The 15,097-nt window shown below is 68.2% G+C and carries 18 protein-coding genes; 10 read left to right on the top strand and 8 right to left on the bottom strand.

Annotated elements, in window-relative coordinates; genetic code table 11:
• The first annotated feature begins 1 nt into the window (after position 1).
• The gene (locus PVT71_RS04445) at positions 2-316 is read left to right on the top strand and encodes a DUF1244 domain-containing protein (protein WP_353473295.1); all 315 of its coding nucleotides are present in this window, start codon (positions 2-4) and stop codon (positions 314-316) included.
• Between the two features lie 81 nt (positions 317-397).
• Here the strand turns inward: PVT71_RS04445 and PVT71_RS04440 are convergent, their stop codons facing one another.
• Positions 398-1,534: an SRPBCC family protein gene (locus PVT71_RS04440; RefSeq protein ID WP_353473294.1), complete on the bottom strand. Its 1,137-nt coding sequence runs from the start codon at positions 1,532-1,534 to the stop codon at positions 398-400.
• 197 nt (positions 1,535-1,731) lie between these two features.
• Here PVT71_RS04440 and PVT71_RS04435 point away from each other — a divergent pair, with 197 nt between their 5' ends.
• Positions 1,732-2,349 carry a glutathione S-transferase gene (locus PVT71_RS04435; RefSeq protein WP_353473293.1) on the top strand — a complete coding sequence of 206 codons (618 nt, stop codon included), beginning with the start codon at positions 1,732-1,734 and terminating at the stop codon, positions 2,347-2,349.
• Here the strand turns inward: PVT71_RS04435 and PVT71_RS04430 are convergent.
• Positions 2,346-3,137 (bottom strand): helix-turn-helix transcriptional regulator, encoded by a 792-nt coding sequence (locus PVT71_RS04430; protein WP_353473292.1) that lies wholly within the window; start codon positions 3,135-3,137, stop codon positions 2,346-2,348. The genes PVT71_RS04435 and PVT71_RS04430 overlap by 4 nt on opposite strands.
• Positions 3,138-3,224: 87 nt before the next feature.
• Between PVT71_RS04430 and PVT71_RS04425 the strand changes: the two genes are divergently transcribed.
• The 7 genes from PVT71_RS04425 (at position 3,225) to PVT71_RS04395 (ending at position 10,056) form a co-directional block, all read left to right on the top strand.
• Positions 3,225-4,310 (top strand): ABC transporter ATP-binding protein, encoded by a 1,086-nt coding sequence (locus tag PVT71_RS04425; protein ID WP_353473291.1) that lies wholly within the window; start codon positions 3,225-3,227, stop codon positions 4,308-4,310.
• On the top strand, positions 4,310-5,227 hold the full coding sequence (locus tag PVT71_RS04420; protein ID WP_353473290.1) for an ABC transporter permease: 918 nt from the start codon (positions 4,310-4,312) through the stop codon (positions 5,225-5,227). Before PVT71_RS04425 ends, PVT71_RS04420 begins: the two co-directional genes overlap by 1 nt.
• A complete protein-coding gene (locus PVT71_RS04415) occupies positions 5,227-6,036 on the top strand; it encodes an ABC transporter permease (RefSeq protein WP_353473289.1) in 810 nt (269 codons plus the stop codon). The genes PVT71_RS04420 and PVT71_RS04415 overlap by 1 nt, the downstream gene beginning before the upstream one ends.
• A gap of 44 nt (positions 6,037-6,080) precedes the next feature.
• Entirely contained in the window at positions 6,081-7,106 is a 1,026-nt protein-coding gene (locus PVT71_RS04410) for an extracellular solute-binding protein (RefSeq protein WP_353473288.1), read from the top strand.
• A gap of 17 nt (positions 7,107-7,123) precedes the next feature.
• Positions 7,124-7,885 carry a carbon-nitrogen hydrolase family protein gene (locus PVT71_RS04405; protein WP_353473287.1) on the top strand — a complete coding sequence of 254 codons (762 nt, stop codon included), beginning with the start codon at positions 7,124-7,126 and terminating at the stop codon, positions 7,883-7,885.
• 4 nt (positions 7,886-7,889) lie between these two features.
• Positions 7,890-9,254, top strand: coding sequence for an aminotransferase class III-fold pyridoxal phosphate-dependent enzyme (locus tag PVT71_RS04400; RefSeq protein ID WP_353473286.1), 1,365 nt, complete (start codon positions 7,890-7,892; stop codon positions 9,252-9,254).
• A 220-nt stretch (positions 9,255-9,474) separates the two neighbouring features.
• Entirely contained in the window at positions 9,475-10,056 is a 582-nt protein-coding gene (locus PVT71_RS04395; protein WP_353473285.1) for a phasin family protein, read from the top strand.
• A 24-nt stretch (positions 10,057-10,080) separates the two neighbouring features.
• On the opposite strand, the gene PVT71_RS04390 is transcribed toward PVT71_RS04395, so the two are convergent.
• The gene (locus PVT71_RS04390) at positions 10,081-10,956 is read right to left on the bottom strand and encodes a DUF6473 family protein (protein ID WP_353473284.1); all 876 of its coding nucleotides are present in this window, start codon (positions 10,954-10,956) and stop codon (positions 10,081-10,083) included.
• 161 nt (positions 10,957-11,117) lie between these two features.
• Between PVT71_RS04390 and PVT71_RS04385 the strand changes: the two genes are divergently transcribed.
• Positions 11,118-11,993 carry a 3-hydroxybutyryl-CoA dehydrogenase gene (locus PVT71_RS04385; RefSeq protein WP_353473283.1) on the top strand — a complete coding sequence of 292 codons (876 nt, stop codon included), beginning with the start codon at positions 11,118-11,120 and terminating at the stop codon, positions 11,991-11,993.
• A gap of 109 nt (positions 11,994-12,102) precedes the next feature.
• Here the strand turns inward: PVT71_RS04385 and PVT71_RS04380 are convergent, their stop codons facing one another.
• From PVT71_RS04380 to PVT71_RS04360, 5 genes are read right to left on the bottom strand one after another with little or no spacing between them, the layout of a single operon-like run.
• On the bottom strand, positions 12,103-12,978 hold the full coding sequence (locus tag PVT71_RS04380; RefSeq protein WP_353473831.1) for a lysophospholipid acyltransferase family protein: 876 nt from the start codon (positions 12,976-12,978) through the stop codon (positions 12,103-12,105).
• Between the two features lie 48 nt (positions 12,979-13,026).
• Positions 13,027-13,308, bottom strand: a complete 282-nt coding sequence (locus PVT71_RS04375) for an HPr family phosphocarrier protein (protein WP_353473282.1) — start codon at positions 13,306-13,308, stop codon at positions 13,027-13,029.
• A 36-nt stretch (positions 13,309-13,344) separates the two neighbouring features.
• On the bottom strand, positions 13,345-13,743 hold the full coding sequence (locus PVT71_RS04370; protein WP_353473280.1) for a PTS fructose transporter subunit IIA: 399 nt from the start codon (positions 13,741-13,743) through the stop codon (positions 13,345-13,347).
• A complete protein-coding gene (gene rapZ / locus PVT71_RS04365) occupies positions 13,740-14,663 on the bottom strand; it encodes an RNase adapter RapZ (protein WP_353473279.1) in 924 nt (307 codons plus the stop codon). The genes PVT71_RS04370 and rapZ overlap by 4 nt, the downstream gene beginning before the upstream one ends.
• Entirely contained in the window at positions 14,656-15,096 is a 441-nt protein-coding gene (locus PVT71_RS04360; protein ID WP_353473278.1) for an HPr kinase/phosphatase C-terminal domain-containing protein, read from the bottom strand. The genes rapZ and PVT71_RS04360 overlap by 8 nt, the downstream gene beginning before the upstream one ends.
• Between the last annotated feature and the right edge of the window lies 1 nt (position 15,097).

The following is a 15,097-nucleotide window of genomic DNA, read 5'->3' as shown; positions in this document are numbered from 1 at the left end:
CATGGACGACCAGACCCGCACCGAGCTCGAGGCCGCCGCCTTCCGCCGCCTGCGCCAGCACCTGATGGAAGACCGGCCCGACGTTCAGAACATCGACCTGATGAACCTCGCCGGCTTCTGCCGCAACTGCCTGTCGCGCTGGTACGAGGAGGCCGCGAACGAGCGCGGCATCGCGATGGGCAAGGCCGAGGCGCGCGAGATCTTCTACGGCATGCCCTATGACGAGTGGCGCGCGCAGAACCAGACCGAGGCGAGCCCCGAGAAGCAGGCCGCCTTCGACAAGGCCTTCGCGGAAAACGTCACCCGGAAGCCCTGAGCCCCGGATTTCCACATGGTCCAAATATCCCACGGGGGTCCGGGGGTGTGAAACCCCCGGTCCGCCGCCGGGATCCCCGCGCTAGGCCGGAAGGTCAGCCGGGATCTTCCCGGCGATCCAGCGCGCGAACTCGTAGTTCGGCCGCTCGAGATGCGACAGCGCGCCCGGCGCGGCAAAGCGCGACTGCATCCCCTTCCACACCCGCTCGGTGCAGCCCCGGTCCTCGTCGTTGACCGCGTCGAGCAGGCCCTTCAGCGCGTCGAAATGCGCGGCGGCCTCGGGGTCCGCGATGAAATCCGGGTGCAGCCCGCCGCCGAAGAGGATGCGCACGTGGCCCGGCCCGTCGGGGGTCAGGCTGAGGTACCAGAAATAGCCCGGCGTCAGGGTGATCAGCAGCGAGGGATAGACCGCCAGCAGCCAGGTCCGGTAACGCTCCTCGCCCTGCAGCTCGGTGTTGCCCGGATGGGCGATCGACAGGGCGATCGAGTCGTCCTTGAGGATGTGGTGGTAGTTGAAGCCCTCGAACCCCTCGGGGCAGGTCATCTTCCTGAGGTCCACCGCGCCGCCGATGGTGCCGCCGTGGCACATCGGCAGGTGGTAGCTCTCCATGAAGTTCTCGGCGAGGATCTTCCAGTTGGTGTCCCAGCGGTGCTCCTCGCGGAAGGTCTCGACGTAATCCTCCATCCGCAGGTAGCCGACGAGGTCGTCGACCTCCTTCAGCGTCTCGCCTGGCTCGGGCAGACCCGGGTCGAGCGTGACCATGATCCAGCCCTTCCAGTCGGTGCAGCGGACCGGCGGCAGCCGGGTGCTCTCCTTGCAGAAGCCGGTGTTCAGCTCCATCGCCGGCGCGCCGCGCAGCGAGCCGTCGAGGTTGTAGCTCCAGGCGTGGTAGGGGCAGGTGATGGTCCGCACGTTGCCCCGCCCTTCCAGCAGCACCGACATGCGGTGGCGGCAGACGTTCGACAGCGCCCGCAGCGCGCCGTCCCGGTCGCGCAGCACCACGATCGGCTCGCCGGCGATCTCCATCGTCAGGTAGTCGCCCGGTGCCTTCAGCGCGTCCACCCGCCCGGCGCAGAGCCAGCTCTTCGCAAAGACATGCGCCTGCTCGAGCGCGAGGAAGTCCTCGGATGTGTAGACCGAGACCGGCATCGCCTGCGCGCTCTCGAAGGGGACGGCGACATTGGCGCGAAGCTCGGCGGCGGGATCGTGGAAGGTCATGCGGCGACTCCGGTGCGGCTCGGGAAGACGTTGAGAAACCGTTAAGGGACGGCGCGCACCGAGCCTGCAAATCGCGCCCCCGTCAAGTCACTCCGGCGTGTCATCAACCCTCGTGATCGGGGGGCGCACGAAAGCGCGTTTGACCGTCCCCGCGGGGACGGCGATCACTGGGCGCGGACAAGCACAGGACCACCGACATGACGACGATCACCCTCTACGGACACCCCGACAGCGGCCACGCCTGCAAGGTGGCGCTGGCGCTCGCCCTTGCCGGGATCGACCACGAGACCGTCTTCGTCGACATCTGGGCCGCGCCCGAAACACGCCCCGCCGCCTTCCTTGCCGCGAGCCCGCTGGCGCAGGTGCCCGCTCTGGTGGTGGACGGCGAGGCCATGACCCAGTCGGGCGCCATCCTGCTCGAGATCGCCCGCCGCTGGCAGGTGCTGGGCGGCGAAAGCGCCGCGGGGCTGCGCCGCGGGGCCGAGCTGCTGATCTGGGAGGCGAACCGCATCGGCATGTGCCTGCCGCAGCTGGTCGAATCCCGGCGTCCCGGCGGGGACAGCTTCCCCGACGGTGCGATCGAGTGGCTCACCGGGCGCTACGAGACCGACCGCGCCAACTTCGACCGGCTGCTGGGGGACGGGCCCTTCTTCCATGGCGATGCGCCGGGGATCGGCGACTGCGCGATCTGGGGCTACGTGCAATGGCTCGACAAGGCCGGGGTCGCGCCCTCGGAGGCGATGGCGGGCTGGATCGCTCGGATGCGGGCCTTGCCGCAGATGCGTCCCCGCGGGGACGACTGGTTTCCCGCCTAGTCGGTCAGCAGCGGCAGGACCAGCGAGAAGAGTTCGCCCTGCGAGGAGATCCCGCACTTGCGGTAGAGCTGGCGGCGGAAGACCTTCACGGTCTGCGGGCTCAACTCGAGCCGCAGAGCGATCGACACGGTGGAATGCCCCCGCAGGATCAGCAGCGCGACCTCGGCCTGCCGCGGGCTGAGGCGGATGCGGTGTTCGTCCTGAAGTGCGCCGATCAACCTCTCGGTGAGCGCGTTGTCGGTATAGTCGCCCGAGGAGGACAGTCCCGCCCATTGCTTTTCGCACAATCCGCAGGCAATCGGGGCTATTTTCTGGGCGATCTCCATGTCCCGCTGCGAAAAGCTGCGCCCCGAGGAGGCATCCCGCCCAAGGCAGACATGCACGGATACCCCCTCTGCCGGGTTGGCGACGTAGGCGAATTCGTCGATCAGCGTGGTCCGCCGGTAGTAGGCCGCGAAATACTCGTTCCGCAGGAAGGCGTCGGGGGCGATGTCGCGCAGCCGGTAGAGCCCCGCAGGGACCCTGCGCACGTGCAGGTCGTGGAAGGGATCGAGAAGGTAAGCACCTGAAAGATAATCATCTTCCAGACGTTCATGCACCTGCGGCGCGCGCGACTGGGTGAACAGAACCTGCGGTTTGCGCGACTGGAAATAGGCCAGCATCGTGGTGTTGTCGATGTCGTAGCTGTGGGTCAGCCAGCGGTAGAGGGACGGCGCGAAATCCTCGGTTCCGAGGGCCGTGATCGTATGCCCGAGGTGGGCCTCGGGGGTGCCTGCAAGCTCCTGCATCATACCTCTTTGGGGGTATATACCCCCCGTTTCGCCGGTTTGTAGCCTGATCCTCAGAAAACCGGGGGTATAGGGCAAGGGGAATCGATGTCGGAGAACGTGGCTCCTGTGACGGCGAATGCGGTCGAGATCGACAAGGTGGTGAAGCGCTACGGCTTCGTCACCGCGCTGCACGGCGTCTCCATGCAGATCGGGGATGGCGAGTTCTTCACCCTGCTCGGCCCCTCGGGCTGCGGCAAGACCACGCTGCTGCGTTGCATCGCCGGGTTCGAGGACGTCTCGGAAGGGGCGATCCGGCTGCACGGGCAGGACATCGCGCCGCTGCCGCCGCACAAGCGGCAGGTGAACACGGTGTTCCAGCAATATGCGCTCTTCCCGCACATGACCGTGCTGCAGAACGCAAGCTTCGGCTTGCTGCGGCTGGGCTGGAGCGCCTCGGATGCCGAGGCGCGGGCCCGGCAGGTGCTGGAACTGGTGCAGCTCGGCCCGTTCGCCGAGCGCCGCCCGGCGCAGCTGTCAGGCGGCCAGCAGCAGCGCGTCGCGCTGGCGCGCGCGCTGGCGCCGCGGCCCAAGGTGCTGCTGCTCGACGAGCCGCTCTCGGCGCTCGACCTCAAGCTGCGGCAGGCGGTGCGGTCGGAGTTGAAGGCGATCCAGCGCGAGACCGGCATCGCCTTCGTCTTCGTCACCCATGACCAGGAAGAGGCGCTGACCATGTCGGACCGCATCGCGGTCATGTCGGCGGGACACGTGCAGCAGATCGGCACCCCGCGCGAGATCTACGAGGCGCCCTCGAGCCGCTTCGTCGCGGATTTCATCGGCGAGACCAACCTGCTCGACGTGACCGCGAACCGCGTCTCGGACGGGATCGCCGAGATCCTCCTGCCCGGCGGCGCGCGGCTCAGCTGCCCGGCGGCGCCGGGGGCGCGGGTCGGGCAGGGGCACCTGTCGCTGCGGCCCGAGCGGCTGGGCATCGCCGCGCCGGGCGAGGGCCAGCTGCAGGCGACGGTCGAGGACCACGTCTACCTCGGCACCGACACGCAGCTGCACACGCGACTCGGCAGCGGCGAGGCGCTGGTGGTGCGGATGCAGAACGGCACCGGCGCGATCCCCGAGCGGGGCGCGCGGCTGGGGCTCGAGATCGAGGCGGGCGCGGCGCGCCTGCTGTCGGACTGATGTCCGGCGGCGCGCCGGGGGGCGCCTCGAAATCCGACATCTACAGGGGCAACGGCCCGCGGCTGATGCTGCCAGCGTGGATCTTCATCGGCGTCTTCCTCGTGGCGCCGGTGGCGATCATGGCGGTCTACTCGGTGCTGACCAAGGAGTTCCGCGGCGGGGTGATCTGGGACTTCACCCTTGCCGCCTACGACCAGTTCTTCCTCGACCGCGGCCTGTTCGGGGACGAGCCGGCCTCGATCGAATGGACCTACATCGGCATCTTCTGGCGCTCGATCTGGCAGGCCGGCCTTGCGACGGTGCTCTGCCTGCTGATCGGCTTCCCGACGGCATGGTTCATCGCCACGCGGGACGTGAAGGAGCGCTCGGTCTGGCTGTTCCTGATCACCGTGCCCTACTGGGTGAACCTGCTGATCCGTACCGTGTCGATGAAGTTCCTGATCCGTGACACCGGGCCGCTCAACGAGCTTCTGCTGGCGCTGGGCGTGATCGACGGGCCGCTGGCGCTGGTGAACACCAATTTCGCCGTGCAGCTCGGGCTCTTCTACAGCTACCTGCCATTCATGGTGCTGCCGATCTACGCGGCGGTGGAGCGTTACGACTTCTCGATGTCCGAGGCGGCGGCGGATCTCTACGCCAGCAGCTGGCAGACGCTGCGGCTGGTGATCCTGCCGGTGGTGAAGCCGGGGATCGTGGCGGGCTGCATCCTCGTCTTCGTGCCCTCGCTCGGCGCCTTCCTCGCGCCGGACCTGCTGGGCGGGGCCAAGACCTTCATGATCGGCTCGCTGATCGAGGAGCAGTTCAAGGGCGCGGCGGGCAACTGGCCCTTCGGCGCGGCGGCCTCGATGATCCTGCTGACCATCGTCATGGGCGTGTTGCTGGTGCATGCCCGCGCGCAGACGAAGGGGGAGAAGTGATGGCCAAGCCCGTCGACCTGCGCCGCTTCACCGGGTTCCGCGCGATCACCTGGCTCTGCCTCTTCGTGCTCTACGCGCCGCTGGTGATCGTCGCGATCTACAGCTTCAACGACAGCACCTCGATCACCCGCTGGGGCGGCTTCTCGCTCAAGTGGTACGTGGATGTCTTCACCGGCCCCGAGGCGCCGAAGTTCCGCGACGCGGCGATCAACAGCTTCTCGATCGCCATAGGGGCGGCGATCTGCGCGACGCTCATCGCCACCGCCGCCGCCGTGGCGATGAACCGCACCGGGCGCTTCCGGGGCAAGACCGCGAGCCTTGCGCTGATCAACCTGCCGCTGATGGTGCCCGAGATCGTCACCGCCGTGGCCTCGCTGGTGTTCTTCATCACCATCGGCTTCAAGACCGGGCTGCTGACCATCTTCATCGCACATGTGGTGTTCTGCATCCCCTTCGCCTACCTGCCGATCTCGGCGCGGATGCAGAGCGTGCCGGACGTCTACGAGCAGGCGGCGATGGATCTCTACGCCACCCCGTGGGAGGCGTTCCGGCTGGTGCTGCTGCCGCTGATGGTGCCGGGGATCCTGTCGGGGTTCCTGCTGGCCTTCATCATCTCGCTCGACGACTTCCTGATCACGAACTTCGTCAAGGGCGCCGGGGTCGAGACCCTGCCCACGGCGATCTTCGGATCGGTCAAGCAGGGCATCAAGCCCAACATCATGGCCATCTCGACCCTGCTTCTGGGGGTTTCGGTGGTCTTCGTCACGCTTTCCTGGATCATCGGGCGGGCGGGGCAATCCAAACGATAAAAACCAAGAAACACATCCAACAGATCAACAGCGGAGAGACCTTCATGAAGACCTTCCTCACCACGTCCGTGCTGGCGCTGTCGCTGGCGACCGGTGCCAGCGCCGAGGGCAAGCTCTCGATCTACCACTGGTTCGAGTACATCCCGCAGGAGCTGCTCGACAAGTTCGCCGCCGAGTACGACGTCGAGGTGACCATGGACACCTTCGACAGCAACGAGGCGCTGCTGGCCGCGCTGAAGGCGGGCAAGATGGGCAGCTACGACGTGGCGGTGCCCGGCGACTACATGGTCAAGATCATGAGCGACGAGGGCATGCTCGACACGTTCGAGCCCTCGGAGATCCCGAACTTCGCCAATATCGAGGACCGCTGGATGGACGTCGACTTCGATCCGGGCCGGCATTCCTCGATCCCCTACCAGTGGGGCTCGACCTCCTTCTCGGTCAACAAGGAGGTCTACTCGGGCCCGCTCGACAGCCTGTCGCTGATCTTCGAGCCGCCCGCCGAGCTGAAGGGCAAGATCAACGTGCTCGACACCTCGGGCGAGACGCTGACGCTGGGCTCGCTCTATCTCGGCATCCCGCAATGCACCTCGGATCGCGAGCAGCTGAAGGCGCTGAACGACCTCGTGCAAGGCGCCAAGGCGGGCTGGGCCAGCTTCGGCTCGGACGTGGCCAAGGACGTGCTGGTGTCGGGCGATGCTGCCGCCGGGATGATCTGGTCGGGCTTCTCGGCCAAGGCCCGGGTCGAGGGCGCGCCGATCGAATACGTCTTCCCCAAGGAGGGCATGATCGTCTGGATGGACAACGTGGTGCTGCTCAAGGACGCGCCGAACCGGGACAACGCGCTGAAGTTCATGAACTTCCTGCTCGAGCCCGAGAATGCCGCCGCGGTCACCAACTACGCGCAATACACCTCGGGCGTGAAGGGCGTGGAGCCCTTCCTCGACCCCGAGGTCGCCAACTCGCCGGAATCGAACCCGCCGGCGGATGCCAAGGGCGTGTTCGTGCAGGCCTGCCCGGAGGACGTGCAGGTCATGTATGACGCGATCTGGACCAACCTGAAGAAGTGAACCCCCAGAAAGTGACGATGAAACTCGCCCTCTACCAGGGTCCGCCGATCGGCGGTGACATCGAGGCGGGCCTTGCCCGCCTCGAAAGACAACTCCTCGTGGCCGCGGCCGCCGGCGCGCGGCTGCTGGTCGCGCCCGAGCTCTTCCTGCCCGGCTACAACTGGCCCGAGCTGCACGGCGCGCTGGCGCAGCCGCGCGGCGGCGAGTGGTGCCGGCGCCTGTCGGACATGGCGGCTGCGGCGGGCTGCGGCCTCTGCGTCGGCTGGGCCGAGCGCGACGGCGAGACGGTCTACAACGCCGCGACCTGCTGGGACGCCACCGGCGCCGAGGCCGGGCACTACCGCAAGATCCAGCTCTTCGGCCCGATGGAGAAGGCCAGCTTCGCCCCGGGCGACGCCTATTGCCTGTTCGAGTTCGAGGGCATGCGCACGTCGATGCTGATCTGCTACGACGTCGAGTTCGCCCCGCATGTGAGGGCGCTGGCGCAGCGCGGCGCCGAGCTGATCCTCGTGCCCACCGCCAACCCGGCGGGCTTCGAGCATGTCTCGAAAGTTTTCGTGCCCGCCCGCGCCGCGGAGTCGAACGTGACCATCGCCTATGCGAATTTCTGCGGCCCGGATGCCGGGCTCGAATTCGGCGGCAACTCCGTCATCGTCGGCCCCGATGCGCGCGTCATCGCGCGGGCCGGCACCACCGAGACGCTTCTGATCGCCGAGGTCGGCACGCCCGTCGCGCCCGAGCTCCGCTCCACCCAAATCCAGGACTTCAGGGAGGTCTGACCCCATGTCGCTCGATCTCGACATCTCCACCGACGGCGTGCTCACCGCCGACACCAACCTCGTGCAGAGCTGGGCCGATCTCAACGCGCTCAAGCAGTCGGGGGCGCGCACGGTCATCGTCAGCGCCGAGGGCGCCATGGTGCGCGACAGTGAGGGCAACGAGCTGATCGACGGCATCGGCGGGCTCTGGTGCGTCAACGTCGGTCACCGCCGCCCCGAGATCATCGACGCCATCAAGGAGCAGCTCGAGACGCTCGACTTCTACTCGACCTTCTACAACTTCACCCACCCCGCCGCCGCGGCGCTGGCGGTGAAGCTGGCCGAACTGGCGCCGGGCCCCCTCAACAAGGTGCATTTCGGCAACTCGGGCTCGGTCGCCAACGAGACCGCGATCCGCATCCTGCACCACTATTTCAACCGGCTGGGCCAACCGAAGAAGAAGCGCATCCTCTGCCGCTTCGGCGCCTACCACGGCTCGACCAACCTCACCGTCGCGATGACCACGCCGGGCTATTCCGAGGGCTGGGGCAAGTCGGGCGAGCTGGTCCACCACCTGCGCAGCCCGCACCACTGGCGCGAGGCGCCCGAGATGACCGAGGCCGAGTTCCTCGGGGCGCTGAAGCAGGACCTCAAGGACACCATCGCCCATTACGGCGCCGAGACCATCGCCTGCATGGTCGCCGAGCCGATCATGGGCGCCGGCGGGGTGATCGTGCCGCCCGAGGGCTACCACGTCGCCATGGCCGAGATCTGCCGCGCCCATGACATCAAGTACGTGACCGACGAGGTGGTGACCGCCTTCGGCCGGCTCGGGCATTTCTTCGCCTCGAAGGACGTGTTCGGCGTGCAGCCCGACATCATCAACACCGCCAAGGGGCTGACCTCGGGCTACCAGCCGCTCTCGGCGACGATCATGTCGGATGAGATCTACGAGGTGATCTCGGGCCCCGGCGGCATGTTCTTCCACGGCATGACCTACTCGGGCCACCCGGCCGCCGCCGCCGCGGGGCTCGCCAACATCGCCCTGATGGAGCGCGAGCAGATCCCCGAGCGGGTGCGGGTGACCGGCAAGCGCTTCGAGGCGCTGCTGCGCCAGCTCGAGGAGTTCGACGTGGTGGGCGAGGTGCGCGGCAGCCACTTCATGATCGGCATCGAGTTCGTGAAGGACAAGGCGCGCAAGATCCCCTTCGCGCCGGAGGACCTGATCGGCCTGCGCGTCGCCCGCGAGGCGCAGAAGCGCGGCCTGATCGCGCGCCCGCTGGGCAATATCCTCATCCTGTCGCCGACGCTCATCATGGATGACGCGATGATCGACCGGGTTGCGGACATTCTCCGCGAAAGCATTGCTGCATTGCAGAGCAGCCTGTGACAAATTGGCTCCGGGCGGGGCCTGCAGCGTGCCGCCCGGGCCTGACCTGTGGTAAGGGTTGGGCAGTACCATCCTGCTTGGAAGGAGCCCGGACATGGATAAGCCGACCCCCCGCAAGACCGCAGCGCGTGGCCAGTCAACATCGTCGCGGGGCAGCGCGACGCGTCGCAGAACCCCAGTAAAACCTGCCTCCGTGACACCGGCACAGGCCGCAACTTCCGTGGCAAAAGAGACACCTGAGGTCATCGAGACCGCCGCCGCGCCCGCCCTCGAGGCGCCGCAGGTCGAGGCCCCGGCACCGGTCGAGACGGCCGCGCCCGAGGCGGTGAAACCCGCGCCGGCGCCCCGCGCCCCGGCACGCCGCAGTGCGGCGAAACCCGCCGAATCGACCCCGCCCGAGGCGACGGTCGTGGCCGCGAAACCCGCCCCGGCCGCGGTGGCTCCGGCGCCGGTCGCGCCGAAACCCGCCGCCCCGAAGCCGGTCGCCGCGAAACCCGTCGCGGTGAAGGCGATGCCCGCCGCAGCGGACGAGCGCAGCTTCCGCATGAGCTGGAACCTCGAGCCCTATGCCGCCACCGCGCTCGTCGACACGATGCTCGACATCGGCGCCGAGCTGCAGAGCTTCACCGCCGAGCGCGTGCGCGAGGACGTGGCGACGCAGCACCGGATCCTGCACTGCAAGACCCCGGCCGACCTGATCCACATCCAGAGCGCCTTCTTCCAGAAGGCGAGCGAGGACTACCGGGCGCACTGGGGCCGGCTTGCCGAACTCGGCAACAAGCTCGCGGTCTTCCCCGGCTGATCCGCGGGCCCGGCGCGCCGCCTTTCAGGGCGCGCGCCGCCGCTTCCGGGCGAGCAGTCTCTGGAGCACCGGCTCCAGCGCCGCGGCGATCTCGACATGGGCGGCGGGGCTCAGCGCCTCGCCCGCCGCACCCGCCTCGAAGTCGGCAAAGACCATGCCCCCGGTGCCCGCCTGCAGCGCGGCGGGCGACAGCGGCTGGTCGAGCAGCGCCGCCGCCCGCGGGCGCAGCGCCTCGATCATGCCGCGCTCGACGAAAAGCGGGGCGGGGGAGAGCGCGTTGACATGGGTGTCCGGCGGCGGATGGCCCGCCGCCCAGAGCACCACGGCGCGCCCGCCGAGCAGCGTCAGCAGGTGCTTCATCCGCGCCACCCAGGCCAGCCGCAGCTCTGCGGTGACCTCGGCAAAACGCTCCTCCGAGATCTCGCGCAGCCGCCCCAGCATGTGCAGGGTGAAGTGGAACTCGGTGAAATCCACCTCGGGGAAGAGTTGCTGCAGCCGGTCCGAGGCGCGCAGGAAGCGGTCGTTGCGCCGGGGATGCACGCCGTAGAACCGGTTCGACATGTTCTGCGCCCCCATCACCTGGATGACGCAGAGCTCCGCCCGCGCGGCGAGGTTCAGGATCGCCGGATCGCCAAGGAAGAGGTCGATCCCGGCGTTGATCACCCCGAGGTTCACGCAGGGCACTCCCGGCTCCTCCGCCGCCTCCACCGGGCCGAGCGCCCGCTCGACCAGCACCGGGAAGGGCGCCTCGACGAACCGGCCGAAGGTCTCCGCCCCGCCGAGAAAGGCGAGGTAACGCCCGTCGAGCGCGCGTTTCGGGCCGCGGAACAGCAGCCGCGAGCGGCCATAGCGGCATGGAAAATATTCCAGTGCACCCTGAAAGGATCCGGCAACGGACATGACGCCCCCCAAATTGATTCCCATTCACCCGGGATCAGGATCGCCGCGCCGCCCCAACAATTCGCTAATGCGAAAATCCTCGCAAAAATTGCCGGTGTTCCGCTTGCGGCGGGCGGGCGCGGGCGCATAAGGTTGCCGCGCATCAGAGCAGGATAGGGCCCATGGAAATCAAGAGCATCGGTGTCGTCGGCGCGGGCCAGATGGGCAATGGCATCGCCCATGTCATGGCGCTGGCGGGCTACGAGGTGCGCCTGTCGGACGTCAGCCAGGACGCGCTCGACGCCGCGGTGCAGCTGATCACCCGCAACCTCGACCGCCAGGTCAGCCGCGAGAAGATCTCGGCCGAGGCCCGCGACGCCGCCCTGGCGAAGATTTCCACCACGCTCGACGTGGTCGAGGTGGCCCGCACCGACCTGGTGATCGAGGCCGCCACCGAGCAGGAGGCGGTGAAGACCAAGATCTTCGAGGGGCTGGTGCCGCACCTGCTGCCGCACACGATCCTGACCTCGAACACCTCGTCGATCTCGATCACCCGGCTCGCCTCGCGCACCGACCGGCCCGAGAAGTTCCTCGGCTTCCACTTCATGAACCCGGTGCCGGTGATGCAGCTGGTCGAGCTGATCCGCGGCATCGCCACCGACGAGCCGACCTACCATGCCTGCCTGAAGGTGGTCGAGAACCTCGGCAAGACCGCCGCCTCGGCCGAGGATTTCCCGGCCTTCATCGTCAACCGCATCCTGGTGCCGATGATCAACGAGGCGGTCTACACGCTCTACGAGGGCGTCGGCAACGTGCGCTCGATCGACATGGCGATGAAGCTCGGCGCGAACCACCCGATGGGCCCGCTCGAGCTCGCCGACTTCATCGGGCTCGACACCTGCCTCGCGATCATGAACGTGCTGCACGACGGTCTGGCGGACACCAAGTACCGCCCGTGCCCGCTGCTGACCAAGTACGTCGAGGCCGGCTGGCTCGGCCGCAAGACCAAGCGCGGCTTCTACGACTACCGCGGCGAGGAGCCTGTCCCGACCCGCTGAGCCGCGCCCGGCGGGGGCCGCCGCCCCTTCTTCGCTTTGAAAATACGCCGGGGGTGAATTGGCCGCAGGCCAAGAGGGGGCAGCGCCCCCTCACGTCCTTTGCAGAACCTCAGCCCTTCAGCGCCAGCGTCCGCTCGCGCAGCCAGGCGACGAACTCGCGCTGGGTGCCGCTCCAGCCGCGCACCTCCTCGGGGCTGATCGGCGCGCCGACCACCGGCGTCTGCGGCCGGCCGCAGGCGTGGATCACCTCGTGGATCAGCAGGCCCTGGCGCAGCGTCGGCGAGAGCCGGTTGGCGATCTGGTAGGCGCGGCTGTTCTGGCCGGGGAAGTAGACCGGCACTACGGTCGCGCCCGAGCGCTGGATCATCTTGGCGGTGAAGGGGTTCCACACCGCCTCGACCGCCGCGCCGAACATCGAGCCCGACGAGGCCACCACCCCCGAGGGGAAGAGCGCGATGACCCCGCCGCGCCGCAGGTGGTCCATGGCGGTGGCGCGCATCTCGAGGCTCTGCTCGCGCGCGGTCGCCTCGTGCGGGAAGGGGACGGGGATCATGAACTCGGCGATCTCCTGCACCCCGGTCAGCAGCGAGCGGGTGAGGATGCGGTAGTCGGTGCGCACCCGGCCGATCAGCTCGGCGAGGATCATCCCGTCGACCAGCCCGTGCGGGTGGTTGGCGACGACGATCACCGGACCCTTGGCGGGAATGCGGGCGATCTGCTCGGAGGGGGTCTGCAGCTCGATGCGCATCATGCGCAGCGCCTGCGCCCAGAAGTCCTGCCCGTCGGGCACGCCGGCGCGCTCGAAACGGCGCACGAGGCGGATCAGCGGGATCTTCCCGGTCATCCACTCCAGCGCGCGGATCGTGTTGGCCTTCCACGGGTTGGTGAAGGTGTTGGCGTAGCTCAGCTTGCGCTTGTCATAGGGCGCAGGGGGCGGCGGCAGCGGCGCTTCCCGTCCGGTCGAGGCGTCATAGCTGTCACGCATCTGGCCACCCTGCTTCGTCATGCACCCACCCAGGCGTCTCTGGTGCTGTCAGTTGTCCTCGCCGAAGCGGTTGGCGACCAGCGCTTCCAGCGCGTCGGCAAGCGCGGCCGCATCGGGGCCGGAGGTCTTGACCTCAATAGAGCTTCCCTTGGAGGCTGCCAACATCAAAAGCCCCATGATGCTGTCGCCGCCGGCGCTCATCCCGTCCTTGGACACTTCCGCGTGGGCGTCGAATCCCTCGACCACCTCGACCAGCTTGGCCGATGCGCGGGCATGCAGCCCCTTCTCGTTGACGATGTTCAGAACGCGGCGAACGCAGGTATCACTCATGTCGGGTCTCTTGATTGTTCGGGCCGTAACGCGGCCTCAGACGGGATCGGGTCTGACGTTCTGGCTGTCAATATACTTCCGCCCGGCCTCGAGCGCGCCGCGCACGGCGTCGGGAACCGGAAGCTGGCGGGTCTTGGCGAGCTTGATCAGCATCGGCAGGTTCATCCCGTAGAGGATGCGCCGGTTCTCGGGCTGGCAGGCGAGCAGGCTGAGATTCGACGGCGAGCCGCCGAAGAGGTCGGTGACCAGCACCACGCCGTCGCCGGTGTCGACGCTGTCCGCCGCCGCGCAGATCTCGGACTGCTTCTTGCCCCGGTCGTGGTCGGCCTCGATCGAGATCGCCATGATTCCGGGCTGCGCCCCGACCACATGCTCCACGGCTGCAAGGTATTCCTTGGCCAGCCCACCATGCGCCACGATCACGATGCCGATCACGCCTGCGACCTCTCGTCCAGTCCAGTTGCCACGCCCTTGGCGGCATGGCCGCGGCGTTCGAGTTCCCGGTGCCTAGTTGACACCTGCCAGCCCCGGTCCGCAAGGGCGCCCGCGACGGATTCCGTCACGGTGACGGAACGATGTTGTCCGCCGGTGCAGCCAAATCCCAGCGAGAGGTGCGCCTTGCCCTCCTCGGTGCAGGCCGGCAGCAGGAAGAGCGCGAGGTCGACGACCTTCTGCAGGAAGGGCTCGAAGCGCGGATCGGCCTTCACGTGGGCCTGCACCGGCGCGTCGAGCCCGGTCAGGCCGCGCAGTTCGGGGACCCAGTGCGGGTTGTCGAGGAAGCGGCAGTCGAACACCGTGTCGAGCCCCTGCGGCAGGCCGCGCTTGTAGGAAAAGCTCTCGACCGAGACGGCCAGCTGCTGCGTCTGCTCCCCGGCGAACCAGGTGGCGAGCTGGGCGCGCAGCTCGTGCGGGCTGAGCTCGGAGGTGTCGATCAGGATGTCGGCGGCGGCACGGGCCTGCTCGAGCAGCGCCAGCTCGCGGGTGATGCCCTCGGTATAGGCGCTGTCGGGGGCGAGCGGATGGCGGCGGCGGGTCTCGGAATATCGCCGCGCAAGCACGGTTGGCGCGGCGTCGAGATAGAGCAGCTGGGCGGTGAACTGGGGCTGCCCGGCCAGCACGGACTGAAGCGAGAGCAGCCCGTCGACGGTGAAGTCGCGGTTGCGGATGTCGACGCCGAGCGCCAGCGGGCGCTCCAGCGCCGGGCCCTCGATCAGCCGGGGGATCAGCCCCAGCGGAATGTTGTCGATCGCCTCGAAGCCGAAATCCTCCAGCGCGTTGATCGCGGTGGAGCGCCCGGCACCCGAGGGGCCGGTGACCAGCACGACGTGCTGGGGTCCTTTCGGCGAGTCATCCATTCTGCGGATCCCTTGTTGCGCCTTTCAGATATTGAACGAGCGCTGCGGGAAAATAGGGATGCGCGGCATTGTGAAGCAAGGGGAGAATTCGCGACTGCAGCATGATTTCCCGGTCAGGCGGCAGGCGCTCGGTTTCGGGGGTGTCGAGGTCGAGCACCGCGACCACCTCGGCGCGGGGCAGGTGGTCGACGGGCAATAGCCCCAGCCCGCGCGCCTCGATCAGCCCGGCGATCGGGGCAGGGGGGCTGGCCCAGAGGCGCCCGTCCTCGAGCGTCAGCACCACCCGGTCATCCGCGATGAGCTGCGCGCCGCGCGCCATCATCTCGAGTGCGAGCCCGGATTTTCCCGCCCCCGAGGCGCCGCGGATCAGCAGCGCGCGGCCGTTCACCGCCACCGCGGTGGCGTGCAGGATCAGCGGGGCGGGGCTGGTCATG

The sequence above is a fragment of the Salipiger sp. H15 genome (assembly GCF_040409955.1).
Taxonomy (GTDB): domain Bacteria; phylum Pseudomonadota; class Alphaproteobacteria; order Rhodobacterales; family Rhodobacteraceae; genus Salipiger.
Note: the sequence above shows the minus strand (reverse complement) of the source record. Positions and strands in the feature narration are given on the sequence as shown.